Raw genomic sequence first — 24,170 nt, 5'->3', positions numbered from 1 at the left:
AAGGCCAATAGCTATTTTAAATAACTCTTATAAGTTATCTTCGCCAGTAATCGGCTCTGCCTCACGCAACACCTCCTCTGTGTAAAAACGATTCTACATTTAAAAGACGTTAACTTCAAACCTATTAGACAAGAATTACCTTGAAAAAATGCGTCTTTTAAAAGCCATAATAACAGCGCTCTATCAAAATTTTCTCTTAATTAAGACCAATGATAGGGGTCACAGCCCATGCTCACCTACAGGCGCCGCTCTTCAGAAGAGCATACATCAGATGCTTACACAGCACATCCTATAAAACCGATAAACAGTCTTAACGGTCTTATAAGCTGACATGTCTCACCTCTCTCCTATACCAACCACGCTCCCTCACACGCCCAGCACAACCTACAACATAGGGCCCTTGCCATTACGACTTTCAAAAAGGCTGCTTCGTTAAAATGTGAAAAAAATGAAAAAAATGAAAAAAGCCTCTTGCCACACTCATAACTGACTGATAGATAACCGCTCATCCCGACACGGGGTGCTCTTCCAGACCTTCTAGCGAGGGTGCTAAGGATCAGCAGTCTGCGGGTGTAGCTCAGTTGGTTAGAGCGCCGGCCTGTCACGCCGGAGGTCGCGGGTTCGAGTCCCGTCACTCGCGCCACTCTTCTCCCTTTACTTTTTCGGGGAAGAGTAAGCGCACGTTAACGGAAAATCTTCTTAAAATATAAGATTAGAATCAATCCTCACAGAGAGACATACCCCCTCTGTGCATCGCGCTTGTACGGCACTGTTCGCAGCGCCCAGAGTAGAGAAGCGCACGATTGTCCCTTCTCTACTGGCAAAAATTACCGTCGAAACACTCTACAGGTTACACACTTCTCCGTCCTCTGGGATGCGTAAACGCTGGCTTACACCATGTGCTTGAGCTGCTTTCCGGAGGTCAGCACGCGTTAAGCAGGCATGATTAACAGCCTCCATATGCGTGGCTATTACGAGAGCTTGTGGAGCGTAAGCACAGACCGAGCACACATCATCACTGCCCATAATGATCGAACCATAGTCCGGCACCCGTGCATCACCCGCGTTTAACACAACCACAGACGGTCTGTAGGCGTCTAATGCCATCCGTACATAACTATTCCACACCGTGTCTCCAGCAAAATAGAGCGTTTTTTCTCCTTCGGCTTCAAACACGACCCCCATCGCCTGCCCAAGACGATCTCCAATAACGCCCATCGCCTCATCAGACCCGTGCTGTCCATCTACACGATGAAGCGTCACCCCTGCGAAATAGGTATTTTCCGTCAATAGACGTACATCCTTAAAACCCTGCTTCCGAATCAACTGTGCGTCATAGGCGTGCTGAACAAAAAGCGGTTTCTCTTTAGGTATCAGACGTACTGCTGCCTCATCCCAATGATCAGCGTGGGTATGCGTCACAATGATGGCGTCATGCTCTAGAATCTCTTCCATCGGCGTCTTCAACGGTACCGTGGGATGACGCTTATGGGAATTACACGTTCCTTCAAACCCAGGATATGCCTCTTTCTCCGCTAAATAGGGGTCAATTAAAAAAGTCTGCCCACCATAGGTCAACTTTACGGTCGCATTTCGAATTTGATGAAAACGCATCAATAATCTCCTTATTTAGGACTGATCAGTCCATAACTTCAGGCATAAAAACCCCGCTTGAACGGGGCATAAACCACCTATGAGAGCCTAATGAAGCAATGCCAACACATCGCTAAGAAAGCTCTCAAAATAAACCCGAGGCATGTCTAATCGCGCCATAATATTAATGTGGGAAAAGCTTGCCATAAACAGCCTAGCCAAACAGTCTGGCGTTCTCTGGCGGGAGATATCTCCCTCCGCCTGTCCACGTTGAATCGCCTGACATAGCCGATCCTGTAACTCCTGCAGATCGTCAATAACACGCTGGCGTATCATGGGATCATGCGGGGCAAGATCAACGGCCTGATTCACCGTCATACAGCCACGCCCTAACAAATCAGGCTGCGTGACATCTGCCACAATAGTGCGAAAAAACCATTCAATCTGCGGTCGTGCAGGGCTTAAAGTTAACCTCTGCATCCGATCACGCCGCCGTGCCTCACGGTAAGCATCAAAGGCAGCAATAAATAACCCGTGCTTACTGCCGAACGTCGCATACAAACTGCTCTTGCTCAACTTAGTCACACGCTGCAAATCTGCCAATGAGGTAGCTTCGTAGCCATATTGCCAAAAAAGACGCATGGCCGCCTGCAAGACAACTGTATAGTCAAAAACTTGAGGGCGCGTCATGAGTCACTTCTCCGCATCAATATCGCTTCTAGCCACCCCATACGGGCAAGCATCGGTATGGCATATTATGGACTAATGAGTCCATAATGTTTTCAAATCCAGCCTTTTATAGGTTTTCATAAAAAAACCTTGCATCTCAACGGCCTGTCCCCGACATGTCTGCCTATGTCTTATTCTGTGAAGGAAATGTTTGCCACCCTCCAAGGGGAAGGGGCACAAAGCGGCCGTGCAGCGATCTTTTGTCGCTTCACGGGCTGTAATCTCTGGTCAGGGCGCGAGCAAGATCGTACACAAGCGCACTGTACGTTCTGTGATACGGACTTTATCGGCCTTGATGGCCCCGGCGGAGGACGATTCTCGACCCCCGACGCTCTCGCAACGGCCCTTCAAGCCTGCTGGCAACACGCCACACATGATGATGAAAGCCAGCAGCATCGCTATGTGGTCTTCACAGGGGGAGAGCCTCTCCTTCAGCTCGACCCACCTTTGATCGAAGCCGTCAAAGCACATGGCTTTACCATTGCCGTTGAAACGAACGGCACCCTCCCCGCCCCAACGGGAATCGACTGGCTGTGCGTGAGCCCCAAGCCCGGCCCTGAGCTCGTTCAAACAAGCGGTGATGAGCTCAAACTTGTCTATCCACAAGAGGCTCTGCCTCCGTCCCTCTTTGAAGCGATGGATTTTGCACATTTTTGGCTCCAACCCCTCGATAATGAAAACCGCCTCCGCCATACTGAACAGGCCGTGCGCTACTGCCAAGCGCATCCGCAATGGCGCCTTAGTCTGCAAACACATAAATTGATCGGAATTCCATGACCGCGTCCTCTCAGAACCGCGCTCTGGTCCTGTTTTCAGGCGGCCAGGATTCGGCCACCTGCCTCGCTTGGGCCCTCGCTCGCTTTGACCATGTTGAAACCGTCGGCTTTGCTTACGGGCAGCGTCATGCTGTCGAGCTTGAATGCCGCGAGACATTACGCCGCTCATTCGCCTCCCTCAGCCCCTTATGGGCAGAACGGCTTGGCCCAGACCACACGATTGACCTCGCGAGCCTCGGTGCGCTGTCTGACACCGCCCTCACCAGTGACGCAGAAATCACCATGAGTGAGAATGGGCTGCCCAATACGTTCGTGCCGGGGCGCAATATTATCTTTCTCACGTTTGCCGCCGCCCTCGGTTTTCGCCGTGGGATGAAACACATCATTACCGGCGTGTGTGAAACGGATTATTCTGGATACCCAGACTGCCGTGATGACACCATCAAAGCGCTGCAAGTCGCCCTAAACCTCGGGATGGAACAACGCTTCGTCCTGCACACACCCTTAATGTGGATTGATAAAGCCCAAACGTGGCAGCTCTGCGAAAAGATCGGGGGTGCCCCGTTGATCGATACAATCCGCCAGCAAAGCCATTCCTGCTATAAGGGCGACCGCACCCACGAACACGCATGGGGATATGGCTGTGGAGACTGCCCGGCCTGTGACCTCCGTGCAGAAGGGTGGCGTCGCTTTCAGGAAGGGCTTTCATGACCGATACACCCCAGATAGAACTCGTTTTTACCCGTCGCTTTTGTATGGCTCACCGTCTCATTGCCGGGGCAAGTGAGCGCTGCGCGATTCCCCACGGGCATAATGAATATGTGACCGTCACACTCGGCACAGGGCGCAATAACCCCCATGACCGCCTTGATGGCCACACGAATATGCTGCTCCCCTTCGCAGAAGCAAAAGGCCGTTGGCACCGCTTTATTGATGAACGCGTGGATCATTGCTTGCAGCTTTCAGACAAAGACCCACTCGTCCGTTGGTTTGCCGAGCATGAACCCCAGCGACGTGACCGCATCCTCATCACACCGGGAGACCCCACGACTGAAATGCTCGCGGCCGTTCTGATGGCCAAGCTCAGCGCTTTCTTACGCGATCAAGGCGAGCTGCTCACGGTGCTCAGTATTGAGATCAAAGAAACACCCACCAACACAGTGCGCCTCCACGGAGACCCACAACGCTATCTGCCGCCCATAGAAGGCTCGTTAGAAAGCGTCTGGTGGAATAGAGCGGACGATACGATCGCTGATGGGATGTAAGCAGTAAGAGGGATATGAACTGTTGCGTTATCGTTCTAACATCTACCCGTCTGAGCCATCTGTGGAGAACACACGGATGGCGTTCGTATGGGACTTGTACGGGTCTTATTCTCAAGAATATTAATCTGTCTTTTAAGAGAACTCATATCGCTTTGCATTTGAATAATATTTTTTTGCGTTTCAAAAGATGAAGCCATAGTTGCATATAAAGACACTCCCATCGCAAGAATAGTGATACCATCGCAGATGCGCTCCCACGGTTTATCTTCTTCAGAAGGACTATCTGTATTTTTAATAACATAACCAAAAAAACAAGCCAGGAAAGAGATACATGTACAAGCAAATGATATTTCTGAAAGGTGATGAGTGGTATAATTCGGTAATTTAATAAAAATAATAGAAGAAAATAATGAAATATAAGCATATACAAATATAGCCTTGCTATTTTTTACTTCTGAAATGATTATTATGAATAAACCTATAAAATAAAAATAAACCGACAAACATAGCGTTTCGTTAGATGAATCTTCTTGAAAAGAAAGTGATAATAGCATTAAAATAATACAAACAATAAGATAGATAAATAAAATAATATTATGTATAATTCCACTATTTTCTTCTATTTTTTCAATAATAGATGAAGGCATATACTAATGTCCTTACTTAAAAATATTACATATCATATAAATGATAGATAATGATAATAATTATCTATGTCAATATTTCATGTGAAAAAGATATCACAATACCCTCCTCAAACATACCTATTCTTTAGCATCTTATGCTCCCTCATGAATCAGGATCGAACACAGGATATCATTTCAGTGCGATTTCATCATTAAATAATGTATACTCCCTTACTGTCCCGTCAATAAGGATCCCATGATGAATGATTTTCCCCTATATTGTGTCATCATGCTCGCGGGGGAGATTATTGTCATCCTGCCCTTTATCCTGCTCTCTTCACAACGACATACCCGGTCTATCATCCTGCTTTTTGCTCTTTTTATCGGGAACATCATTGTCACTGTCTCACCGTTTTATGCCTCGCTTCATATCGGCCACTGGAACTGGATGGGTAAAAGCTTCGCCGTTCTCTTCTCAATAATCCTGATCTTTTTACTCAAACTTTCTCCCAACGCCATTGGGTTACAGTTACCCCAAAACAGCACGCCAATGGCGGGATACAGGCCTCGGCATTATGGCGTTAATGGTTTATATGAGTGTGATTGTCTTTGCCTCGGGTGAGCCTTCTTCACCCAATCCCTTAGAAAATTGGCTCTTTGAAGCCACACTCCCCGGCATAGATGAAGAGCTCTTTTTCCGCGGTGTCGCAGTCGTGGTCGCCTCTCAAGCCTTTCCCCAATTACGCTTTAATATTCCACAATGGATTGCCCCCTTTACCATCACAACCGGGATGTTCACGCTTCTCCACCTCTTTGCACTCTCCCACGGGCATATCAGCTTCCACTGGTTCAGCACTCTTGTCGGCGTTCTGCCGATCACCCTAGGGCTTTATGTCATCCGCTATCGTACGGGATCTGTCTTTAGTGGCATGGTGGCTCATAACATGGCCAACCTCACCAACGTCTTTCTGACAACCTCATAACATCCCCCCAGACATCATCTGGAGACATAGAAAAAACGCACGTCCTCAAGCCGCATAATGTTCCACAAAAGAAAGCGGACACGCCACGGTCTGTTTATCAAGCGTTTGGAGCGCTCGGATCCATGGTGTCACCTTGCCCTCTTCAAAGGAAAAGTGTCCTTCTTTTGTCAGTCGTCCGATCTGATTTTTCGCACTATTAAGCGCAACCGTGCATTTAGCCAATCGGCCATCGGAACGGATCGCAAAGCTATTGAGCATCGTCGCATAACAAACATAGCCTGCCCCCTCGTCGTTCGGATCCGTTGGTTGAAAATCCTGCAAGATATGTGTCAACTCACGGTGACGCTGCGCTGATGTCTGGCTTGTATGATCAACCGTTTCAAAAGTATGATCCTGTTCGCCACCTAAATGAGCGATATTTTTGAGCAACACACTAAAAAACGCGGGTTCTAGATGTTTTTTAATCAAAGCTGATAATTCTAATAACGAAGCGTGATTTTCTGCATGGAGATGCAATCTTAAAAGGATTTTCCCGTTTGTAAGACGTCCTTCTTTTCTGAGTTGATTAAATAAAAGAACATTCGCCCATATTTTATCAAAACTACGATCAGGATGATTGATAAAACGCATCACATTATGAAACTCGCGCACTCCATCAAATGAGATCTGATAATCTGTTACCCCTAAGTCTCCCAGCACAAGAAACGTCTCTTCATCCAGAAAGTAACCATTCGTCGTCGCTGACGATATAAGACGGAACCCATACTCCTCTCTCAGTTTTTGAACATGTGACAACACATCAATTAAAATATCTTTTGTGAGAAGCGGCTCCCCACCAAACCAACTCATGTTAAGAAGAGACAAATCCGGTGCACGCATAGTGAGAAGATTTTTCACCCCCTCTACAACCTCCTCACTCATCCTCCCTTGTGTATAATCCTCATAGCAATTGCTGAGCGTGACCAGCGACCGCGCTTAGGCAGCAAAAGCTCACTAATAATCGCCCATTCCTCGTTCGTTACATCACCACGCATACGCTCTCTCCTTTCCAACGAAAAGAAGTGCATTATATGCAAAGAAATTTGAAAATATTTTTGTCAACAAGGCCTAGATGATCCACAGTGATATGGCTCTGTGCCACATCAACTTTTTCAACCTGTGCTGAGCTTGCGAGAGCTTGCCCACTCGCTGCTGTTAAGAGAGGAGCAGCGATAAGGGCTGCGAGGATAACTTTCTTTGACTGTTCCATGATGTCACTCCTTTTTGCTGTGTGACTTTTTAACTTTACGAAGCAGGTTCCTCAAAAAACCTTGATATAGATCAAAATATTATTATTTTATCGAAACTATTTTCTATCTCATTGTTTTTATATTGAAATATTCTTCAAAGAATAGCTTCACTCTAATCAGTGAGATATATGATTCCGATCATCCTTTTCCTTGCCTCCTACGCATACCCCCCCATAGAGTGGTATGCTTACGTCATTTTCTTTTCCCCACTTGTTAGCGTGAATCTTTATGTCTCAAACATCGTCCTCACGCCTCCTTCGTTGGGGCTGCGTGCTTCTCCCACCGGCTCTCTTAGCGGCAGGTTTTGCTTGGGCAGCGGGGCTATTCTCTCCGCATCGTCTTTCAACCGCCCGTTTTATGACTGTGCTCGAAAATGGCGGCGGAGCAGCGCCCGGTTTCCGACGCGCGCATTCAAAAGGTCTCTGTGTTTTAGGGCAGTTTGATGCCTCTGGCGCTATGACCGCCTATTCCAGCGCTGCGGTTTTTTCACAATCCCATATCCCTGTTACAGGGCGGCTGGCTCTCGCCCCTCCTTTCCCTCATATTGTTGATGGGCCAGGAATTGTACGCAGCATGGCCCTCCGCCTTCAGCCTGACCATGCACAGGAATGGCGTACCACGATGAATGATCCGCCGTTGCAACCAATGCGCGACATTCAGGATGCGTTTGCCTCCTTTAGCGCCAACCAACGCGATCCGGTCACACATAAGCCCGACCCTCGCCTTGCAAAAGCATACGAAGAAGCGCGCCCATGGCTCAAAACAGCCTATGCGGCCAACCGTGCTCACGTCATGTCGTCTGACTTTGCCAATGATACGTTTAACAGTATCGACAGCTTTCAAGTGACCAACGCTCAAGGAGAACGTCACACGGTGCGCTGGAGCATGGTGCCCGTATCCCCTCCAGAAGCGCCGGTAAGGCCTGAGGACGCGCATGACCCTAACGTTCTCTTTACGCATGTGATCGCTTCCTTACATCAACAGCCTTTGCGCTGGAACCTTGTCGTCACCATCGCCAACCCGAGCGACCCTGTGAACGACCCAAGCCAACCTTGGGCCCCCACAGACCGCACCGTAACGGCCGGAACGCTCACCCTGCACAGCAGTGCCAGTGAGGATAACAGCCCCTGTGGTGGCATGGTATTTGATCCCACGATTCTGCCAAGTGGCCTGTCACTCTCGGGCGACCCCCTCCCCGCTTTGCGTTCTGCGGTTTATATGCGCTCTTTTGTCAGGCGTTCGGGAGAAACCAAAGACCCTAGTAGCATCACACCCGCTATGACACAGCCTCATTAAGCGTAGGATTGATTATGTCTTCTTCATCATCACCGCGCGGTTTTGCGCTTTCGTCGCGGCTTGTCCATTGGGTCATGGCCGTGCTCATTCTTGCGATGCTGGGGCTTGGGCTCTTTATCGCCCATAGTTCCACAGTGCACTATGTCACCTTGCTGCACCTTCACCTCATTACCGGGGTGAGCTTGTTGGTTTTGGTGATTGTGCGGCTTCTCAACCGTTTTGTTGTCCCAACGCCGGAGCTTCCAGCAGACCTCACCACGCCTATGCGTCTTGGCGCTACGGGTGCCCATCTTGCGCTGTATGGGCTGATGATCGCCCAACCGCTCGTTGGCTGGGCCATGCTCTCGGCTGGAGGATACCCCATCACACTTGGTGGCAGCGTGACGCTCCCTCCAATCGTGCCCCACAACCCAGCACTCTGGGCCAATCTACGGCAAATCCATACCATCCTTGCCTACGCTTTTATTGCCGTGATCTTGCTTCATATCGTCGCAGCACTCTTCCACGGATTGATCCGCCGCGACCATGTGTTGTCTTCCATGGTGAGTGGAAAATAGCACTCACTGGCTGCTTATCAAAAAGGCCTGACCCTCATGACACGGTAGGGGGTCAGGCCGATAAACGGACGCTACAGGTATGCTTTTGCGTCAGTAACGCCCCTAATCGTGCATCGAGCTTCTTAGAGAAGATCTCTCTGATAAGACATATTGTTCGATCGGGAGAGAAGGGCGCTCCACTCACCCGCCCGTGACATCAGCAGCGGAGAAAGCCCCCAGCTTAACCGCGCATCAAGCTCATAATTTCTTGCCGTGCTTGGAAATCCTCCGCCCACAACCCGTGTGCGCCTGTTGTCACCGTCGTAGAGCCCGGCGTGCGTACACCACGAAGGCTCATGCACATATGCTCCGCTTCCAACATCACCAATACAGCCCGTGGTGCCAGCACATCGACCATGCCTTGCACGATCTGGTCGGTTAGCCGTTCTTGCAGCTGCGGACGCCGCGCATAGCCTTCCACCAAACGCGCCAGCTTACTCAGCCCCGTTAAACGACCACCATCAGGGAGATAAGCCACATGCGCCCGACCAAAAACAGGCAAAAGATGATGCTCACACATTGAATGAAAGCGAATATCTTTCACCAACACCACACCACTATGATGATCCGCACTGAACTGCTTGCGTAGATGCTCGCGCGGGTCTTCATACAGGCCGGAAAAAACCTCCAGATACATCTTCGCCACACGATCAGGCGTATCACGCAAGCCTTCCCGCGTTGGGTCTTCCCCTACAGCCGTAAGAATGTCGCGCACATTGCGGGCAATCCGTTCTTGCGCATCCTGTGGGCATGCAATCGCCCCGGCTTTCCCCTCAGGTGTCGCCTGTGGCGGCATAGGGGCCGCATCCTGCTGATCGTTGGCTGACATGAACCTATCCTTGCTCCCCTCTCACGACTGACGCCGCGTCACATCTCCTAGCGTGCGTGGAAGCTGTGCTAGCGCGTCCTTCACACGGCGTCCAGAAATCTTACGCTCAGGGTCTAACTCCGCCAAGGGTTCTAGCACAAAAGCGCGCTCCCATAAATGACGATGCGGCAACGTCAGCACCGCGCTGTCATAAGAACGATCCCCATAAAAGAGAATATCAATATCGACCGCCCGCGCCCCCCACCGGCGGCCCGGTACACGACCAAGATCGCTCTCAATCTGTTTACAGCGCTCCAGCAGTGTATAAGGCTGTAAAACCGTCTGACCGATCGCAGCGATATTCACAAAAGGCGGCTGATCTTCCACGCCCCAAGGGGCGCTGTCGTAAAAGTCCGACACCTGCTCAATCGCGATGCCCTCACAGCGTGACAGCGCATTAACCGCGCCCATCAGCACCGCCTCGCGCTCACCCAGATTAGCCCCAAGCGAGAACCCCACCGTATGATGACGCACCTGCGTTACGGTTGCACTACTCTCCTGCAACACATGCGGCACAGGAGCGGACGGTTTACGCACCTCCACCGTCACCTCTTGCACCAAAGCACACCGTTCTAAAATACGTTGGGCAATCCGCCCAGCGACGGTTTCAATAAGGTTGAGCGGCGGCCCTGTGACAATCTCAGAAGCGATCTCACTGAGCTTTGCGTAACAAACCGCCTGCTCATACGCATCGCCTTCAATAGCCGCTCTCAAGTCCGCTGCGATCTCAAGCGATACAAAGAAACGCTGCCCAAGGCGCTTTTCTTCCTCCATCACACCATGATGACCAAAAAAGCATAGATCGCGCACATTGACGCGGGTTAGAGGAGGCGTAATCACAGTCTATCCTTTACTAGAGGCCCATCACAATGAGCCGTCAGCGCCAATGATCGGTTCATGACAGACACGCCGCTCCTCGGCAATCCTAAGAACCACACCATAACCGATCATTCTTCAGTGCGTAAACGACAGCCCAAAACGCTCTACCACGCATCATAGTCAGAAGCGTCCTCACAACAAAACGTACAAGAACAGGGGGGTCATGGCGCTACACCCGCTAATAACCGCTGAACATGAAGCACATCATGATGAGCCTGCACATCATGCACACGCCACAGCGCCGCCCCTTGCTCTTGCCCATAGAGATTAGCCATCAGCGTAGCGGGAAGACGCTCATCAGTTGGCCGTCCCAAAAAATACCCAAAGAAGGATTTACGCGACAGTCCCAGTAAAACAGGTAGCTTATAATACTGCCTCAAACGTCCTAAAGAACGCACCGCCCACAGATTTTGCTCGGGTGTTTTGCCAAAGCCCACACCCGGATCCAGCACGAGCTTATCGAAGGACACACCGGCTTTTTCCGCCAATGAGAGAGAACGGTCAAAGAAACGGCGCCAATCTTCCCATAAATCCAGCTGAGGGTCGATCTCGTGGCGATTATGCATCACAACCGCTGACGCACCCCCCGCCGCGACCGTCGCCGCCATGTCTGGATCAGCTTGAAACCCCCAAACATCATTGATGATCTCCGCGCCAGCCGCCAAGGCCTTTTGCGCCACGAACGCTTTGGTCGTGTCGATGGACACAGGCACGCCCGCTCCCTTCAGCGCCATCACCACAGGGGCCAGCCGCTGCCATTCTTCTTCCGCCGGGACAGGATCATAGCCGGGGCGTGTGGATTCCGCGCCCAGATCCAGCACATCCGCTCCTTGAGCGCTCAAATGCTGGGCATGGCCTATCGCCGCTTGCGGGGCTAGATAACGCCCGCCATCCGAAAAAGAGTCCGGCGTGATGTTCACAATGCCCATCAGAAGCGGGGCGCGCTCCCCACGATCCGCAGCATAAACAGCCTCCATCAGGGACATTAATTAGCGACCTTTCGCAGCCTCAAAGAGACGATCCATCTGCTCAGCACTCATCGCACCCGGCGCCACCGCCGCTTGGCCGAACACAAAGGTGGGCGTGCCATCAAGCCCCACAGTTTGTGCTTGGCCTAAATTCGTCGTGATGAGCGCTGCAACGGCAGGGTTGCTCAAATCTTGCATAAACTTCGCAACATTCAACCCCTGTTGACGAGCGATGTCCTTGAGCGCGTTTTCATCTGGCTTGCTGGTCTCTTCCATCATAGCCCGACGCATCCCATCATAATGGCCTTGCAACGCTGCCGCATAAATCGCCCGACTGGCCAAAACGCTCGCAGGGCCAAGAACAGGCACAACCTTTTCGACCAATCGCACATTAGGATGACGCGCAATAAACGCATCCACCAACGGCGCCATACGACGGCAATAGCCACAGCGTGGGTCTAAAAACTCCACCACCGTGACCGATCCTGCCGGATTCCCTCGCACACTGTACGAAGGCGCCGTGGAAAGCGCCTGCCAATTGGCCCGCACCCCCACAAGACTCTGTGCTTGCTGACGTTCCATGCTTTTTTGACGCAAGGACTGCATCGCATCGACCAGAATGCTGGGGTCATCTTTCAGTGCCTGACGCACAATATCCACAATAGCCCCACGCTGCTGGGCATTAAATACATGAGAGCTCGCTTGTTGCGCCTGCGCTGACGCCCCGCCTAGCGAGAGGCCCATCATCGCGGCTAAAGCCGATGGTAACACACGAAATTTCACGTCTTCACTCCATACATCGTGGGACAGCGTTCCCCAAAAGGCCCACCAACAAAGCAACCTGCCGGCCCGGCGTCAAATTATCCCGTAAGAAAGCCGTTTTACCCCTCCCATTGTGCCGGAATTGAGGCTAGGCTAAGATCATCCACTCATGATACCATTTTTATGAGTACCACGCGCGCCTTCATGATCTAAGGTTGCCCCCTCTTTGGAACGGGAGATACGCCATCGTGGCACAGTCTCAGAGCCGGTTTTTACTGCCCTGCCCTGCCCCTCGTAAACGCCCCTCCATGCTTAGGGCGACCTCTTTGCTGGGCACCTTACTGCTCACCAGCAGTGCCGTCACGGGCTGCTCCACCATGCATAGCCTACATCACCACCTCTTTGGCCCGACGCAGAAGGTGAACGCCCCCAACAGCGGCACCGTCGTCGCCGATGAGCCACAGGCCGCTCTTGTAGGGCGTGATGTCCTCGCCCGCGGTGGTAACGCCGCCGATGCCGCGACCGCCACAGGCTTCGCCCTTGGCGTCACGCTGCCCTCTCGCGCCTCTTTAGGCGGCGGCGGAGCCTGCCTTGTCTCTCGCCCGCATGAAACCGCACAAACCATTAGCTTCCTCCCCAGTGCAGGCTCCAGCACGGGTGATCGCCCCGCCACCGTTCCGATGATGGCACGCGGGCTCTACGCCCTCCAAACACGCTATGGCAGCGTGGCCTTTGGCGACACACTCGACCCCGCCATTACCCTCGCCCAGCAGGGAATGACCGTCAGCCAAGCTCTATCGCGTGACCTGAGCGTTGTCGGCACAGCTCTTTTAAGCAATGCCCCTTCTCTCTCCGTTTTCGGGCGTGATAGCGGCGCGGGAGCCGTGCAAATGGGTGACCGTATCACCCAAACCCGTCTGACATCCTTCCTTTCACGCCTCAAGCTTGTCGGGATTGGCGACCTCTATAATGGCGCTCTGGCAGAAACATTTGTCACCCAAGCCAATCAAGCGGGCGGCGGCCTCACACGCGAAGACCTTCGCCATGGCCTCCCCCTCCAAACAGGTGCTCTGACACTCAGCACAGGCCCATACCAAACCAGCCTGCTCGCCCCACCAGCTGATGGTGGAATCGGAAGCGCCGCAGCCTATCGCACGGGAGGAAGCGCCCAAAATGCTGTCAGCGCATGGCGCCATTCGGGCCTTCATACCGTCTCTGACGCGCAAGGCTTCATCACCCAGAACCATAATGACGCCGCCGGTCTCCCACCGCTACCTGCATCAACCTCCTTCGTTGTCACCGATGGTAATGGAATGACGGTCAGCTGCGCCTTGAGTGAAAATAATTTGTTCGGCACAGGGCGCATGGCTGGCACAACGGGCGTGATCCTCGGTGCTGGCTCACCACGTTACCCACACCCTCTGCTGAGTGCCGCTATTGTGCATGATCGTCGTGGCCGTGTGCGAGCAGCGCTTGCCGCTTCCGGTCAAAATGAAGCCGCGGATACGCTTGCCCAGGCCCTTCGTCAGGTCAGCGCAGACCAACCCATCACGCCACGCCACGGAGAAGGCCGCCTCAACAGCATCAGCTGTGGCCGCACGCCTTCTTCCTGCCAAGGCAATGCAGACCCGCAGGGCAATGGCATGAGTGCCCATACGCTATCACGTTAAGAAAACTCATTCCCCCTTTCAAAAAACGCTCTATTAAAACCAGATAAAGCGGCGTTTTTTGAAAGGATTTTTGCTAAGAAGAACGCAAAGACATTCCGCTCTTTACCAACAGAGAAAGGCAGGTTTATCCTACACTCTCTCAAAGGATAGGCGCTCTGTTATAGAGCACCGCTTTGCCGTTTCTGTTTTCATGAGGATTAATGGATATGGCCACAGATAAGGCCACTGACAAACCGACTGACAAAGCTAAAGCCCTTGATGGGGCTCTCAGCCAGATTGAGCGCTCCTTTGGGAAGGGAGCCATCATGCGGATGGGCGACCGCCCGCAAGAGCAGCCTGAAGTCATTTCTACCGGCTCTATAGGGCTGGATATTGCGCTGGGCATTGGCGGCCTCCCCCGTGGGCGTATTGTCGAGATTTACGGGCCGGAAAGCTCGGGTAAAACAACACTCGCCCTCCATGCGCTCGCAGAAGCGCAGAAAAAAGGCGGAACCGTTGCGTTTATTGATGCCGAGCACGCCCTAGACCCGATCTATGCAGGCCGTCTGGGCGTAAAGGTTGACCAACTTCTCCTCAGCCAGCCAGACGCTGGTGAGCAAGCCCTTGAGATTGCCGATACGTTGGTGCGCTCTGGCGCCATTGATGTGTTGGTTGTTGACTCGGTCGCTGCTCTGGTGCCGCGCGCCGAACTTGAAGGCGATATGGGGGATAGCCATGTCGGTCTGCATGCCCGTTTGATGAGCCAAGCGCTGCGTAAGCTGACAGGCTCGGTCTCTCGCTCCAAAACCACTGTCATCTTCCTGAACCAAATTCGGATGAAGATCGGTGTGATGTTCGGCAGCCCTGAAACCACCACCGGTGGGAACGCGCTGAAATTCTACGCGTCTATCCGGATGGACATCCGTCGCATCGGGTCTATTAAAGACAAAGACGAGGTGAAGGGAAACCAAACACGGATCAAGGTCGTTAAAAACAAAATGGCCCCGCCCTTCCGGCAGGTGGAATTCGACATCATGTATGGCGAAGGCATCAGCAAAATGGGTGAGCTTCTTGACCTAGGGGTAAAGGCCAATATCGTGGAGAAATCCGGTGCGTGGTTCTCTTACGACAGCACCCGCATTGGCCAAGGCCGCGAAAACTCCAAGAACTATCTGCGCACCAATCCCGAAGTCGCTCAAGAGATCGAAAACCGCATCCGTGCCGATGCAGGCTTGATCGCCGATGCGCTCGTTACCGAGCCCAGCGAAGACGACGACGTATAACCCACTCGAGAGAGACAGGCATCCTTTTTCCTCTTCTCTGCTCGGTCTTTCCTAGTCAATCGCATGCTAGGAAAGGCCCAAGAGCGGGCAGGTGTCCTCTATAAGATCAGTAAGCCTCAATCGGCCTGTGAGCGTGTGCCCTTAAAATGTTCGGCGCTTACATCAAGCGCTGCTCTGTCAACATAAGCCCACCCCCACATCCATTGCTCACTCTGATCGTCCTCAAGGGGTGTAAAAGCCGCAGGAGGAGATGGCTGGGGGATGGAGCGCCCCGCGTTTATTTCCTCTTCAATCCATAGCGTTATTGCTTCGGTCGTGTTTACGATGGCCTCATCAGCCGTCTCACCAGCTGAAAAACAACCGGGAAGGTCTGGAACAATCACACCATAAGCGGTGTTTTGATCGCCACGCTCAATGAGGATACGGTAGCGAATTAGAGGCTTGCCCTCCCAGTTTTTCATCACCTTCCCTTTTCCACGCCTCTCATGCAACGGGCAGCCGCCTTCCCCTTTTATGTCAGGGCCTGCCCTCATCGATGGAAGCATTCCGTGCAGCGACGATCTTTCTCCATTTAAACGCCCTTACACAAAACCCAAGGCTCTTTGTACCATACAGCAGGACATTATAGAGAGATCCCTCTCCTGCCTCCATAAAAGACCTTCATGCAAGGAAAGACGTACTGATGTTAGATACACAAAAGATTCTCCGCAGCCGCATCTAACAAAAACCCACACACCGCACAGAATACGTCTCACATAACAGACATCACCCCTTCCCCTCTGGAAGTGTAAGCGTGCCTTCCTTACCTTTGAGAAACCCCTGCTCCAAGGCTGAAAGACCGTTCGCACCCATTATGACCTCGCCCTCCTCCGCTCTCTCTTGGCGTCTTCTCGCTGTCCTCAGCCTTCTCATGGGCTTTGCGGCTATTTCGACAGACTTCTACCTTCCCGCTATGCCAGCCATGGCCCGCAGCCTTCACGCCAGCCCAGAAGCATTAGCCCTCACGATCTCGGGCTTTCTGGCGGGGTTTAGTGTGGGGCAGCTCTTCTGGGGGCCTATTGGTGACCGCTTTGGCAGACGTATCCCCATAGCCTGCGGACTCGTTTTGTTTATTATAGGGTCTTTAGGCTGCGCGCTCTCATCCTCCATTACGATCATGATTGGCTGGCGCGTCGTGCAGGCCATCGGTGCGTGTGCCAGTGTTGTGCTCGCCCGCGCTATGGTGCGCGACCTTTACGAGGGTTCCCGCGCAACCGCCATGATGTCTCACCTTATGACGATCACAGCGGCAACCCCTTTGCTTGCCCCAACAGTCGGTGGGCAAATCCTCGTTTTCGGAGGATGGCGGAGCATCTTCACCGTGCTCACCGTGATTGGCGTGCTTATCTTTGGGCTACTCTTTACCTTACCCGAGACTTTTCCACCTGAACGCCGCCATCATGAGCCTCTTGCGCGTGTCTTTGCCCATTATAAAGATCTCCTCCTACAGCCGCGCCTCATTGGCTATGCCGGTGCTGGGGGATGCCTGTACGCAGGGATGTTTGCGTATATTTCCGGCTCACCTGCGGCCTATATTAACTATTATCACGTATCCCCTAGCTATTATGGGCTGCTCTTTGGGCTCAATATTGTCGGGATCATGGGCGCAAACGCCATAAATGCACGCCTTGCCCACCGCCTTGGCAGTGATCGGCTCCTCACACTAGGAGGAGGGCTCGCTATTCTCTCCGCCCTTGTTCTCGCTGTAACAGGCGGCATTGGCTGGGGAGGCTTGTGGGGACTGGCAATCCCCCTATTCTTCTACACAGCGACCTCTGGCTTTATCGTCGCCAACTCCCTCACGGGCGCTCTACACCAACATCCTCGCCATGCCGGGGCTGTGTCCGCCCTCGTCGGTGCCGTCCATTATGGCAGCGGAATTTTGGGATCGGCGTTGGTCGGCGTTTTTGCCGATGGAACACCGAGACCGATGACCGCCATCATCTTAGGCTTTTCCTTGCTTAGTGTATTCTTCCTCCTCCTGCTGAAAGCCCCTCAGAAAATGACGTGATGGTCAGAGCGTGTCATCTTCTTACAAGCATGCCCGCTCTTAACGCTTCATCACTGTACGTCATCTCTGGATCTTCAAAAGAGCAGCTTTCAGCTATCGCTCTCGTAACCGCCAAGCTCTGACATACGGCCCAAGGAGCTCATACAAAAACCCCGCCTCGTTTGGGTCGAGGCGAGGTTAAAACAATGTCAGGCGTGTTTCCACCCCATCACATGGTTAAGAAGCGTTATGCAGCCGCTTTTTGGCCACGAAAGCGCTTCCAAAGTTTCACGCCACCAATAGCAAGACGTGCTGCAAAGGGAGCTAATTGTGGACGCAGCAGACGCGCATCATAACCGGCAAAGCGGCGTTCATTCTCACGCAAGCACAGTTCCATCAGGTTCACAAAGTCGATGTCCTGATCGGTCATGCTCTTCGCACCCGTCACGGTGAAGTTGTTGTCTTGCGTATGCTCAACACCTTGGTCATCGAATGAACGCACGAGGCTCAAACGCTCATAAAGCAGGAAGAACAACACACCGACCACGCGGGCCTCAAACAATGGGCGCTTCCAGAGCGGCATATTGGCACGATGATAGGCCAGCCAGTTTGCAAATAGCAGAATATGACGACATTCTTCCTGCATCACAGGCTCAAATGTCTCGATCAATTCCGGTGGGAACAAATGCGCCTGCTCAGCAAGCGCGAACAGGCCAAAGGCAAAGAAGCTATCCCAACATTCTGAGAAGCCTGTCACCAGATAAGCCCATTCCGTATCACGGGGTTCTTTGTAAGGAGGTTCCGGCGCCAGCGGAATGTTATAATGCTCCACCATACGAGAAAGCACTTCTTTGTGGCGGTTTTCTTCCCACGCATTACGGGAAATAGCATCCCGCACATCGGGATCATCAATCATCTCAGCATAGGCAGCCATACGCAGGCGGGCCTTACCCTCCGTTTGCACAGCGATGTCCCAAATAGGCAACGAGGTGATACGATGAAGCGTGTCAGGATCAAGCTCTGGCCACGGAATCACAGACGGCTTGTAGGGGTTAAACGTCTCACGGAACATATCAGCCATGGCCTTTTTATGTTCCACAGAACCCGGCTTGATCGGCCCTTTAATAGGGCTGCTCCAGTGGCGCGCCTCGTAATCCACTTGTTCAAGCGTACGGTCTGACGGTTTGTCTGGCAGATGAGAGTAAATATCGGCCAGCGTCTTTTTACCACCCTTAGCATTCTTCACGTCGCTCACGGCGTGCTCCTTCCTTACTCAAGTCTATGGGAGCCAAAACTACCCAAGATCAGCCGCTGAAGTGATGACGCGGCTCACCAGCCCGTACTCAATCGCTTCATGTGCTGACATCCAATAATTGCGGTCCGTATCACGGGCCACTTTCTCGTAGGGTTGTCCTGTTTCACGCGCGAAAAGCCGGTTTAGACGTTCGCGCATTTTGATAATCTCACGGGCCTCAATATCAATATCGGTTGCCGGACCACGCACCCCGCCCATTGGCTGGTGGAGGAGGAAACGCGTATTGGGAAGACACAGACGGCGTTCCGGCCGTCCCGCTGCAAAGATCAGAGCACCAGCAGAGGCCACCCAGCCTGTGCCAATGATATTTACAGGCGCTTGAGAATCCACAAAGCGGATCATATCGTGAATCGTGTCGCCACTTTCCACATGACCACCGGGGGAATTAACGTAAACGTCAATCGGTTTGTCTGATGTCCCAGCAAGGGCCAGCAGACGAGCCGTTACCTCACGCGCTAGACGGTCATTGACCCCACCAAAGATCAGCACCTTCCGTTGCTCAAAGAGGTGTTTGTCCACCTCTGCAGAAGGTTGGGCCTTTTCTTTATCTTTGTCCGCTTCTTCCGGCTCATCGTCCAGCGTATGCGGGGCCGCGCTCATAACAGGCGATGCCTCCCGTCCAGTGACATCCCGTTGGGCGTTCTGAAAGGAGGGCTGTTGGTTGCGTTCGTCATATGTCATCATGGCCCTATCCTGCTCCTGCTTTCTCGTCATGCCAAGCCATAAAACGGTCTTCTTCTTCACTGACAGACTGCTTTTTATGATAACTACGACAAGAAAACCACAGGGGATGATTGCCTGATAGGCTGCCAACCCGTTATCGTGCCCTCATTTCGCCCCGTATGGGCTTTTCGATAATGCCACTCTAATGAGAAGACGGATCATGACCTCTCAGCGCGTTTCATCCCTTTCCTTACCCATCAGCGCTCCCTCATCATGGGCAAAGCTGATCTGTGCGGGACTGGGACTAAGCGCCTGCATGACGCTCCTCACCGGGTGCCAACATCGCAGTGCCGCCACCACAACAGCGGACTGGGTTCATGGGATTGAAGGCGGTGAAGTCTACCGCCTCCAGCCCCCTGCGCCCGGTTATGGGCAGCCTTACCCTCACATTGGCCGCACTCCCACCACCACGCCAGAATTTCCAAGCGCTGAAGCCCGCACAGAGCTCACCCAACAGTTGGAAGAACAGCGCAACCGCGCCCAACGCTTGAGTGCTGCCAGCGGCCCACTCCAACACACCAATCGCCTCAACCCCCTCCCACCGGCACCGGGCAACGGCAACAGCATGACAATGGTGAGCCAAAATCAGGGTTCATCACCGCCACCACCGCCCCTCACACACGACGCGCAAGGGCCGGGTAAGGGAACGACCTCATCACTCACATACCAGCCCATTGACCACCGGGTACCCGCTAGACTGCCGCATGTCGATAATGCGCCTCCACCCCCCTTAACTTTCCCGGGCTTCCAAATTCCTGCGGCCATCACCACGCGCGTACCAGACTTTGATAGCCGTACACCGGCTGGCACATTGCTGCTCTTTCAAACAGACACAGACCATCTGAAAGACGGGCAAGAATCACGCTTGAATGACCTCAGCACGAATCGTCACGATAATATCATCCTCATCCATGGGTTTGGTACCGCCCTTGGCGATTCCTCTGGCCTGAACCCAGAAGATCAACGCAATGGGATGGCGCTCGGCCTGCTCCGCGCCAAAACCGTCGCCCAGCAGCTCATCGCTCGTGGCGTCCCAGCAGAGAAGATCGAACTCCGTGCAGACCCCATTGGGGACGGCGTACGTGTGCTCTATCGCCTACCGTGACCGCAGCTATCGCCACACTTCCTCATGGAGCGCGCTATAGCGCTCCACTCCAATACTGCGGATAAAGGCTAAGTCTGCATGTGGGGGGCGGCCAAAGATCTTCCGGTAATCGCGACTAAAATGCGAAGGGCTTTCATAGCCTACCGCAAACGCTGCATCTGCTGCTTTCGAGCCCTCCCAGACCATCAGACGCCGCGCTTCTTGAAGCCGTAAGCGCGTGCGATACTGAACCGGCGTCATCCCTGTTAACATCTTAAATTGTTTATAAAACTGAGAATGCCCCATTCCTGCTTGTGCCACCAACGCGCCAATCTCGCAGGGTTTGCGGAAATGTTCTTTAAGATGATCCAACGCTTTCGTGATACGCGCCACATCGCTTTGCTCACGCGCCATACCATACAAAATCGGGCCTTGCTCTTCCTGTAATAAACGATAGAGCAGCTCCATCTTGATCAGCTCTGCCAAGAAAGGAGACGGTTCATCATCGTCCAACAGCGCCATAAGACGTACTAACGCCTCCATGACCACGGCGCTCGTCTCACTCACCCCCATAGCTGGGCGAGAATGCATAGGTTTATGCACAAAACCGACGCTTTTTTGCAAAACGGTGTCAATCTCTGCAGGAGAAAATGACAAGCACAAGGCGAGATAAGGCTTCTGGGATGACGCGCGCGTAATACGGCCTGAAACAGGCAACTCTAAGCCTGAGATCAGGTACTCTCCCTCCCCATAAGTAAAAGGCTGCTCGTTAAGGAGGAGCGTCTTTTGCCCCTGCACCACCACATAAAAACGTGGTTCATACACCACTAAAACAGGGTCTGTAGGGCTTTCCGCTCGGTAAAGTGTGACGCTCTCAAGGGCTGTCTTCGTCACTTTATCCACACAATGACGGCTCACAGCCTGCTGGAGAGTCTGACACAGTTCTGACGCCATCACTGACCTCCTTATGGACAGCATTAAAGCCATTATGACTAAGGTGCGTAACAGGCCACCGCGTTCATCTATACGCCCCTGTCATAGAACGATCGGCGTTCTTTCATGACGATAGTCGGTCAATCGTTCATAAGGTTCAACCTGTTCATAAATGATCCCCTCACACTCTGAATCAATCAATCGCGCATTATCCGATGTCACATGGTTCATGAGTGCGCGGGTAAACGCATGCGGGCCTGTAAGACCAAGCACGGCGTCTTTCCCGACCGAGAAAATACGCTCATCATAAAGCATGATATTAGAGATGACTTGATCTATGACTTTCTTGATAAGCTTAGGCCCGGGAGCGCTTATCATAAACCATTGTTGAAACTCACCATAAGGAAGATGCCCAATAACGGGGGATCTTCCAAAGCTATGATAACGCGTCGATTGAGCAGACATCCAATGCGATAAAAGAAGTGTGTCGTTCTTTTGGATAATATCTGAGAAAGGTCGATCACATCCCGACTTCATGTCTAAATAGATGCCCCATAACGATAGAGGCACAAATACCTAAATAAATCTGCTCGAGCTGCTCCATATCTTGGATTGATTCGTAAATATACTTTCAGTATATCCCATCCATAATGTTGGTATATAAAATCATGACGATCTTTTTCCGAATAATAAATATATTTATATTCTTTATTAAGACTCTTTAACTGATTGATGTTCGGTATAAATTGCTCTCTAATGGTTGAAGGGTCTTCTGTTTGATGAATAATCTTAGGAATGGTCGTCCCTTCGTCCACAGGGGCCACTTGGAGAGGCTCTCCACCATCACAGAAACGAAACTGCTCCCACCCAAGAGGACGAGCGGCGTGGGCTACGGTTCCATCAGGCTGTGGGGATAGAAACGCGCCATCCTGCGCGCAACAGAACACACCATAATCATTAAGGGGAATCATTTTATATCCACAGCGCATCATATCTTCCAATGAGGCAATCTGCTCTTTGTGATCGTTATAATCACACATATTAACATGAAATAACGTATCATGATTGATACAAAAGAATGTATTGAAGAACGTAACAATCACGTGGACAATCTCACCACACCAATAATATCGTTAAGTAATGACTCCAGCACATGCTCGGAAAAGTCAACATTCTCTCAGTATGAGACCCTCTTTCCCTCACCCGAAACATTCCCAGACGACCACTCTTCCGCGACCTAAAGAAACGGAAAATAAGGCAAGATTTTTACAAAAATCTTCTACCGCTCCCAAAGCATTTTCCATCATCCTCCCCTTAGATCGTCCCTCATCATGAGACGCTCCTTAGGCAGGATCATGCGGCGTTATCACGATAGACATTTTCCCTCTGGTCTCAGAGAACCCGCACTGATGGCGGGGGGCGATCATTTTACAATGAGAGGCGCTTGAGCACGCCCTCTTCACGATAAAGACACATCGATAAAGGAAAAAATGATGCCTTCCCATCACGATCACTCATGGAATGGAAAAGTCGTCTTCATCACAGGAGCGGGCACAGGGATTGGCCAAGCGACAGCCCTTGCTTTCGCCCAGCACGGCGCCAAGCTTGCGCTAGCTGGGTCATCAGAAGCTCCCCTGCATGACACTGCCCAGCGTATCGCCACTCTAGGCGGGGCCGAAACCCTCTGCCTCCCTTGCAATGTCACCAACGAAGACGACCTCGCCCATACGCTTTCTCTCATAGAAAAAGAATGGGGGCGTCTTGATGCCGCCTTTAATAATGCAGGGATTGGCCAAGGCGGCACACCGGCTGCTTCTATCTCAACCGAAGAATGGAAACGCGTGGTGGATATTGACCTCACCGGCACCTTCCTGTCCATGAAATATGAGATCCCCCTCATGCTCAAAAGCAGCGGCGGTGCGATTGTGAACAGCGCGTCCACAGCCGGGCTTGTCGGGTTCCACAGTGCTGCGGCTTACACGGCTGCTAAGTTCGGCGTTGTTGGCCTGACAAAAGCAGCAGCGATGGATTATGCCCGCGAGGCCATCCGCATTAACGCTATCTGCCCGGGCCCTATTGAAACACCCATGATTGAAAAATTCCTCGGTGGCGCTGAAGGGCTCCGCCGCACAAAAGAAGCCCAACCCATCGGGCGCCTCGGCCAACGTGAAGAAATTGCTGAGATGGTCGTCTCCATGTGCAACCCTGCCACCGCCTACATGACCGGCAGTGCCATCGCCATTGATGGCGGCCAGACATCAGGCGTAATGGGGTAAAAAAGCACGCCTGTTCTGCTCTCTCAGCAGACGCTCAGCGCCGCAATAAACAAGGGAGATGCAAGAGAGCACTTCCCTTGTTTTACAAAAGGGTACGTCCCTCAATAAACCCTCTTTGAGAAGCCATCTTTATAAGAAATTCATAAAAACCGTCTTTTCTGACCAAAAGTCTCTTGTCTGCACGGCTCTGGTGATGAAACATGGCTTTGGTCGTTTTATAAAAATGACCGTCTTGTTTTTATGCTTAA

26 protein-coding genes and 1 tRNA gene are annotated in these 24,170 nt (G+C 52.2%); 12 read left to right on the top strand and 15 right to left on the bottom strand.

The window, feature by feature from the left end; all coding sequences use genetic code 11:
• Nucleotides 1-566 precede the first annotated feature (566 nt).
• Nucleotides 567-643, top strand: a tRNA-Asp gene (locus GS535_RS10205).
• A gap of 200 nt (nucleotides 644-843) precedes the next feature.
• On the opposite strand, the gene GS535_RS10200 is transcribed toward GS535_RS10205, so the two are convergent.
• Together GS535_RS10200 and GS535_RS10195 are read right to left on the bottom strand one after the other, a co-directional pair.
• A complete protein-coding gene (locus GS535_RS10200; RefSeq protein ID WP_160792761.1) occupies nucleotides 844-1,614 on the bottom strand; it encodes an MBL fold metallo-hydrolase in 771 nt (256 codons plus the stop codon).
• Between the two features lie 87 nt (nucleotides 1,615-1,701).
• A complete protein-coding gene (locus GS535_RS10195) occupies nucleotides 1,702-2,283 on the bottom strand; it encodes a TetR/AcrR family transcriptional regulator (RefSeq protein ID WP_160792762.1) in 582 nt (193 codons plus the stop codon).
• A gap of 165 nt (nucleotides 2,284-2,448) precedes the next feature.
• Between GS535_RS10195 and queE the strand changes: the two genes are divergently transcribed.
• Genes queE through GS535_RS10180 form a run of 3 tightly spaced genes read left to right on the top strand, consistent with a single transcriptional unit; the run spans nucleotide 2,449 to nucleotide 4,363 of the window.
• Nucleotides 2,449-3,099, top strand: a complete 651-nt coding sequence (gene queE / locus GS535_RS10190; RefSeq protein ID WP_160792763.1) for a 7-carboxy-7-deazaguanine synthase — start codon at nucleotides 2,449-2,451, stop codon at nucleotides 3,097-3,099.
• Nucleotides 3,096-3,809 (top strand): 7-cyano-7-deazaguanine synthase QueC, encoded by a 714-nt coding sequence (gene queC, locus GS535_RS10185; RefSeq protein WP_160792764.1) that lies wholly within the window; start codon nucleotides 3,096-3,098, stop codon nucleotides 3,807-3,809. Before queE ends, queC begins: the two co-directional genes overlap by 4 nt.
• On the top strand, nucleotides 3,806-4,363 hold the full coding sequence (locus GS535_RS10180; protein WP_160792765.1) for a 6-carboxytetrahydropterin synthase: 558 nt from the start codon (nucleotides 3,806-3,808) through the stop codon (nucleotides 4,361-4,363). Before queC ends, GS535_RS10180 begins: the two co-directional genes overlap by 4 nt.
• A 35-nt stretch (nucleotides 4,364-4,398) precedes the next feature.
• Here the strand turns inward: GS535_RS10180 and GS535_RS10175 are convergent, their stop codons facing one another.
• Nucleotides 4,399-5,010: a hypothetical protein gene (locus tag GS535_RS10175; RefSeq protein ID WP_160792766.1), complete on the bottom strand. Its 612-nt coding sequence runs from the start codon at nucleotides 5,008-5,010 to the stop codon at nucleotides 4,399-4,401.
• Nucleotides 5,011-5,564: 554 nt separating this feature from the next.
• Here GS535_RS10175 and GS535_RS10170 point away from each other — a divergent pair.
• Nucleotides 5,565-5,972 (top strand): CPBP family intramembrane glutamic endopeptidase, encoded by a 408-nt coding sequence (locus tag GS535_RS10170; protein WP_160792767.1) that lies wholly within the window; start codon nucleotides 5,565-5,567, stop codon nucleotides 5,970-5,972.
• A gap of 45 nt (nucleotides 5,973-6,017) precedes the next feature.
• Here the strand turns inward: GS535_RS10170 and GS535_RS10165 are convergent, their stop codons facing one another.
• Both GS535_RS10165 and GS535_RS10160 read right to left on the bottom strand, forming a co-directional pair.
• Entirely contained in the window at nucleotides 6,018-6,893 is an 876-nt protein-coding gene (locus GS535_RS10165; RefSeq protein WP_160792768.1) for a radical SAM protein, read from the bottom strand.
• Nucleotides 6,894-7,038: 145 nt separating this feature from the next.
• Nucleotides 7,039-7,221, bottom strand: a complete 183-nt coding sequence (locus GS535_RS10160) for a hypothetical protein (RefSeq protein WP_160792769.1) — start codon at nucleotides 7,219-7,221, stop codon at nucleotides 7,039-7,041.
• 268 nt (nucleotides 7,222-7,489) lie between these two features.
• Between GS535_RS10160 and GS535_RS10155 the strand changes: the two genes are divergently transcribed.
• Together GS535_RS10155 and GS535_RS10150 are read left to right on the top strand one after the other, a co-directional pair.
• Nucleotides 7,490-8,557, top strand: a complete 1,068-nt coding sequence (locus GS535_RS10155) for a catalase (protein WP_160792770.1) — start codon at nucleotides 7,490-7,492, stop codon at nucleotides 8,555-8,557.
• A gap of 14 nt (nucleotides 8,558-8,571) precedes the next feature.
• Nucleotides 8,572-9,114 carry a cytochrome b gene (locus GS535_RS10150; RefSeq protein ID WP_160792771.1) on the top strand — a complete coding sequence of 181 codons (543 nt, stop codon included), beginning with the start codon at nucleotides 8,572-8,574 and terminating at the stop codon, nucleotides 9,112-9,114.
• 220 nt (nucleotides 9,115-9,334) lie between these two features.
• Here GS535_RS10150 and folE read toward each other — a convergent pair whose 3' ends face one another.
• From folE to GS535_RS10130, 4 genes are all read right to left on the bottom strand, one after another.
• Nucleotides 9,335-9,949, bottom strand: a complete 615-nt coding sequence (gene folE / locus GS535_RS10145; RefSeq protein ID WP_160792895.1) for a GTP cyclohydrolase I FolE — start codon at nucleotides 9,947-9,949, stop codon at nucleotides 9,335-9,337.
• Nucleotides 9,950-10,003: 54 nt separating this feature from the next.
• Nucleotides 10,004-10,861: a 2-amino-4-hydroxy-6-hydroxymethyldihydropteridine diphosphokinase gene (folK, locus tag GS535_RS11325; protein WP_160792772.1), complete on the bottom strand. Its 858-nt coding sequence runs from the start codon at nucleotides 10,859-10,861 to the stop codon at nucleotides 10,004-10,006.
• Nucleotides 10,862-11,061: 200 nt separating this feature from the next.
• Nucleotides 11,062-11,886, bottom strand: coding sequence for a dihydropteroate synthase (folP, locus tag GS535_RS10135; protein WP_160792773.1), 825 nt, complete (start codon nucleotides 11,884-11,886; stop codon nucleotides 11,062-11,064).
• 3 nt (nucleotides 11,887-11,889) lie between these two features.
• Nucleotides 11,890-12,651, bottom strand: a complete 762-nt coding sequence (locus GS535_RS10130) for a DsbA family protein (RefSeq protein WP_160792774.1) — start codon at nucleotides 12,649-12,651, stop codon at nucleotides 11,890-11,892.
• Between the two features lie 227 nt (nucleotides 12,652-12,878).
• Here GS535_RS10130 and GS535_RS10125 point away from each other — a divergent pair, with 227 nt between their 5' ends.
• On the top strand, nucleotides 12,879-14,300 hold the full coding sequence (locus GS535_RS10125; protein ID WP_370518172.1) for a gamma-glutamyltransferase: 1,422 nt from the start codon (nucleotides 12,879-12,881) through the stop codon (nucleotides 14,298-14,300).
• Between the two features lie 200 nt (nucleotides 14,301-14,500).
• A complete protein-coding gene (gene recA, locus GS535_RS10120) occupies nucleotides 14,501-15,562 on the top strand; it encodes a recombinase RecA (RefSeq protein ID WP_202401665.1) in 1,062 nt (353 codons plus the stop codon).
• Nucleotides 15,563-15,678: 116 nt separating this feature from the next.
• On the opposite strand, the gene GS535_RS10115 is transcribed toward recA, so the two are convergent.
• The gene (locus GS535_RS10115; protein WP_202401666.1) at nucleotides 15,679-16,023 is read right to left on the bottom strand and encodes a type II toxin-antitoxin system HicB family antitoxin; all 345 of its coding nucleotides are present in this window, start codon (nucleotides 16,021-16,023) and stop codon (nucleotides 15,679-15,681) included.
• 392 nt (nucleotides 16,024-16,415) lie between these two features.
• On the opposite strand from GS535_RS10115, the gene GS535_RS10110 reads away from it, so the two are divergent.
• Nucleotides 16,416-17,612 (top strand): multidrug effflux MFS transporter, encoded by a 1,197-nt coding sequence (locus GS535_RS10110; RefSeq protein ID WP_160792776.1) that lies wholly within the window; start codon nucleotides 16,416-16,418, stop codon nucleotides 17,610-17,612.
• A 226-nt stretch (nucleotides 17,613-17,838) separates the two neighbouring features.
• Here GS535_RS10110 and GS535_RS10105 read toward each other — a convergent pair whose 3' ends face one another.
• Nucleotides 17,839-18,846: a ferritin-like domain-containing protein gene (locus GS535_RS10105; protein WP_160792777.1), complete on the bottom strand. Its 1,008-nt coding sequence runs from the start codon at nucleotides 18,844-18,846 to the stop codon at nucleotides 17,839-17,841.
• A gap of 39 nt (nucleotides 18,847-18,885) precedes the next feature.
• The gene (locus GS535_RS10100; protein WP_160792898.1) at nucleotides 18,886-19,506 is read right to left on the bottom strand and encodes an ATP-dependent Clp protease proteolytic subunit; all 621 of its coding nucleotides are present in this window, start codon (nucleotides 19,504-19,506) and stop codon (nucleotides 18,886-18,888) included.
• Nucleotides 19,507-19,789: 283 nt separating this feature from the next.
• Here GS535_RS10100 and GS535_RS10095 point away from each other — a divergent pair, with 283 nt between their 5' ends.
• The gene (locus GS535_RS10095; protein ID WP_160792778.1) at nucleotides 19,790-20,734 is read left to right on the top strand and encodes an OmpA family protein; all 945 of its coding nucleotides are present in this window, start codon (nucleotides 19,790-19,792) and stop codon (nucleotides 20,732-20,734) included.
• A 6-nt stretch (nucleotides 20,735-20,740) separates the two neighbouring features.
• On the opposite strand, the gene GS535_RS10090 is transcribed toward GS535_RS10095, so the two are convergent.
• From GS535_RS10090 to GS535_RS11060, 3 genes are all read right to left on the bottom strand, one after another.
• A complete protein-coding gene (locus tag GS535_RS10090) occupies nucleotides 20,741-21,667 on the bottom strand; it encodes an AraC family transcriptional regulator (protein WP_160792779.1) in 927 nt (308 codons plus the stop codon).
• Nucleotides 21,668-21,748: 81 nt separating this feature from the next.
• Nucleotides 21,749-22,183 (bottom strand): hypothetical protein, encoded by a 435-nt coding sequence (locus GS535_RS11065; RefSeq protein ID WP_202401667.1) that lies wholly within the window; start codon nucleotides 22,181-22,183, stop codon nucleotides 21,749-21,751.
• 2 nt (nucleotides 22,184-22,185) lie between these two features.
• Nucleotides 22,186-22,749 (bottom strand): glycosyltransferase, encoded by a 564-nt coding sequence (locus GS535_RS11060; RefSeq protein ID WP_202401668.1) that lies wholly within the window; start codon nucleotides 22,747-22,749, stop codon nucleotides 22,186-22,188.
• A gap of 387 nt (nucleotides 22,750-23,136) precedes the next feature.
• Between GS535_RS11060 and GS535_RS10080 the strand changes: the two genes are divergently transcribed.
• On the top strand, nucleotides 23,137-23,922 hold the full coding sequence (locus tag GS535_RS10080; protein ID WP_237442277.1) for an SDR family NAD(P)-dependent oxidoreductase: 786 nt from the start codon (nucleotides 23,137-23,139) through the stop codon (nucleotides 23,920-23,922).
• Nucleotides 23,923-24,170 lie beyond the last annotated feature (248 nt).

Source organism: Saccharibacter sp. EH611, from assembly GCF_009834765.1.
Taxonomy (GTDB): Bacteria; Pseudomonadota; Alphaproteobacteria; order Acetobacterales; family Acetobacteraceae; genus Saccharibacter.
Note: the sequence above shows the minus strand (reverse complement) of the source record. Positions and strands in the feature narration are given on the sequence as shown.

Excerpts from the sequence above, each read along its gene's own strand:
- GS535_RS10200 (WP_160792761.1), bottom strand. The coding sequence starts at position 1,614 with ATGCGTTTTCATCAAATTCGAAATGCGACCGTAAAGTTGACCTATGGT.
- GS535_RS10195 (WP_160792762.1), bottom strand. The coding sequence starts at position 2,283 with ATGACGCGCCCTCAAGTTTTTGACTATACAGTTGTCTTGCAGGCGGCC.
- queE (WP_160792763.1), top strand. The coding sequence starts at position 2,449 with ATGTCTTATTCTGTGAAGGAAATGTTTGCCACCCTCCAAGGGGAAGGG.
- queC (WP_160792764.1), top strand. The coding sequence starts at position 3,096 with ATGACCGCGTCCTCTCAGAACCGCGCTCTGGTCCTGTTTTCAGGCGGC.
- GS535_RS10180 (WP_160792765.1), top strand. The coding sequence starts at position 3,806 with ATGACCGATACACCCCAGATAGAACTCGTTTTTACCCGTCGCTTTTGT.
- GS535_RS10175 (WP_160792766.1), bottom strand. The coding sequence starts at position 5,010 with ATGCCTTCATCTATTATTGAAAAAATAGAAGAAAATAGTGGAATTATA.
- GS535_RS10170 (WP_160792767.1), top strand. The coding sequence starts at position 5,565 with ATGGCGTTAATGGTTTATATGAGTGTGATTGTCTTTGCCTCGGGTGAG.
- GS535_RS10165 (WP_160792768.1), bottom strand. The coding sequence starts at position 6,893 with ATGAGTGAGGAGGTTGTAGAGGGGGTGAAAAATCTTCTCACTATGCGT.
- GS535_RS10160 (WP_160792769.1), bottom strand. The coding sequence starts at position 7,221 with ATGGAACAGTCAAAGAAAGTTATCCTCGCAGCCCTTATCGCTGCTCCT.
- GS535_RS10155 (WP_160792770.1), top strand. The coding sequence starts at position 7,490 with ATGTCTCAAACATCGTCCTCACGCCTCCTTCGTTGGGGCTGCGTGCTT.
- GS535_RS10150 (WP_160792771.1), top strand. The coding sequence starts at position 8,572 with ATGTCTTCTTCATCATCACCGCGCGGTTTTGCGCTTTCGTCGCGGCTT.
- folE (WP_160792895.1), bottom strand. The coding sequence starts at position 9,949 with ATGCCGCCACAGGCGACACCTGAGGGGAAAGCCGGGGCGATTGCATGC.
- folP (WP_160792773.1), bottom strand. The coding sequence starts at position 11,886 with ATGTCCCTGATGGAGGCTGTTTATGCTGCGGATCGTGGGGAGCGCGCC.
- recA (WP_202401665.1), top strand. The coding sequence starts at position 14,501 with ATGGATATGGCCACAGATAAGGCCACTGACAAACCGACTGACAAAGCT.
- GS535_RS10115 (WP_202401666.1), bottom strand. The coding sequence starts at position 16,023 with ATGAAAAACTGGGAGGGCAAGCCTCTAATTCGCTACCGTATCCTCATT.
- GS535_RS10110 (WP_160792776.1), top strand. The coding sequence starts at position 16,416 with ATGACCTCGCCCTCCTCCGCTCTCTCTTGGCGTCTTCTCGCTGTCCTC.
- GS535_RS10100 (WP_160792898.1), bottom strand. The coding sequence starts at position 19,506 with ATGAGCGCGGCCCCGCATACGCTGGACGATGAGCCGGAAGAAGCGGAC.
- GS535_RS10095 (WP_160792778.1), top strand. The coding sequence starts at position 19,790 with ATGACCTCTCAGCGCGTTTCATCCCTTTCCTTACCCATCAGCGCTCCC.
- GS535_RS10090 (WP_160792779.1), bottom strand. The coding sequence starts at position 21,667 with ATGGCGTCAGAACTGTGTCAGACTCTCCAGCAGGCTGTGAGCCGTCAT.
- GS535_RS11065 (WP_202401667.1), bottom strand. The coding sequence starts at position 22,183 with ATGAAGTCGGGATGTGATCGACCTTTCTCAGATATTATCCAAAAGAAC.
- GS535_RS10080 (WP_237442277.1), top strand. The coding sequence starts at position 23,137 with ATGATGCCTTCCCATCACGATCACTCATGGAATGGAAAAGTCGTCTTC.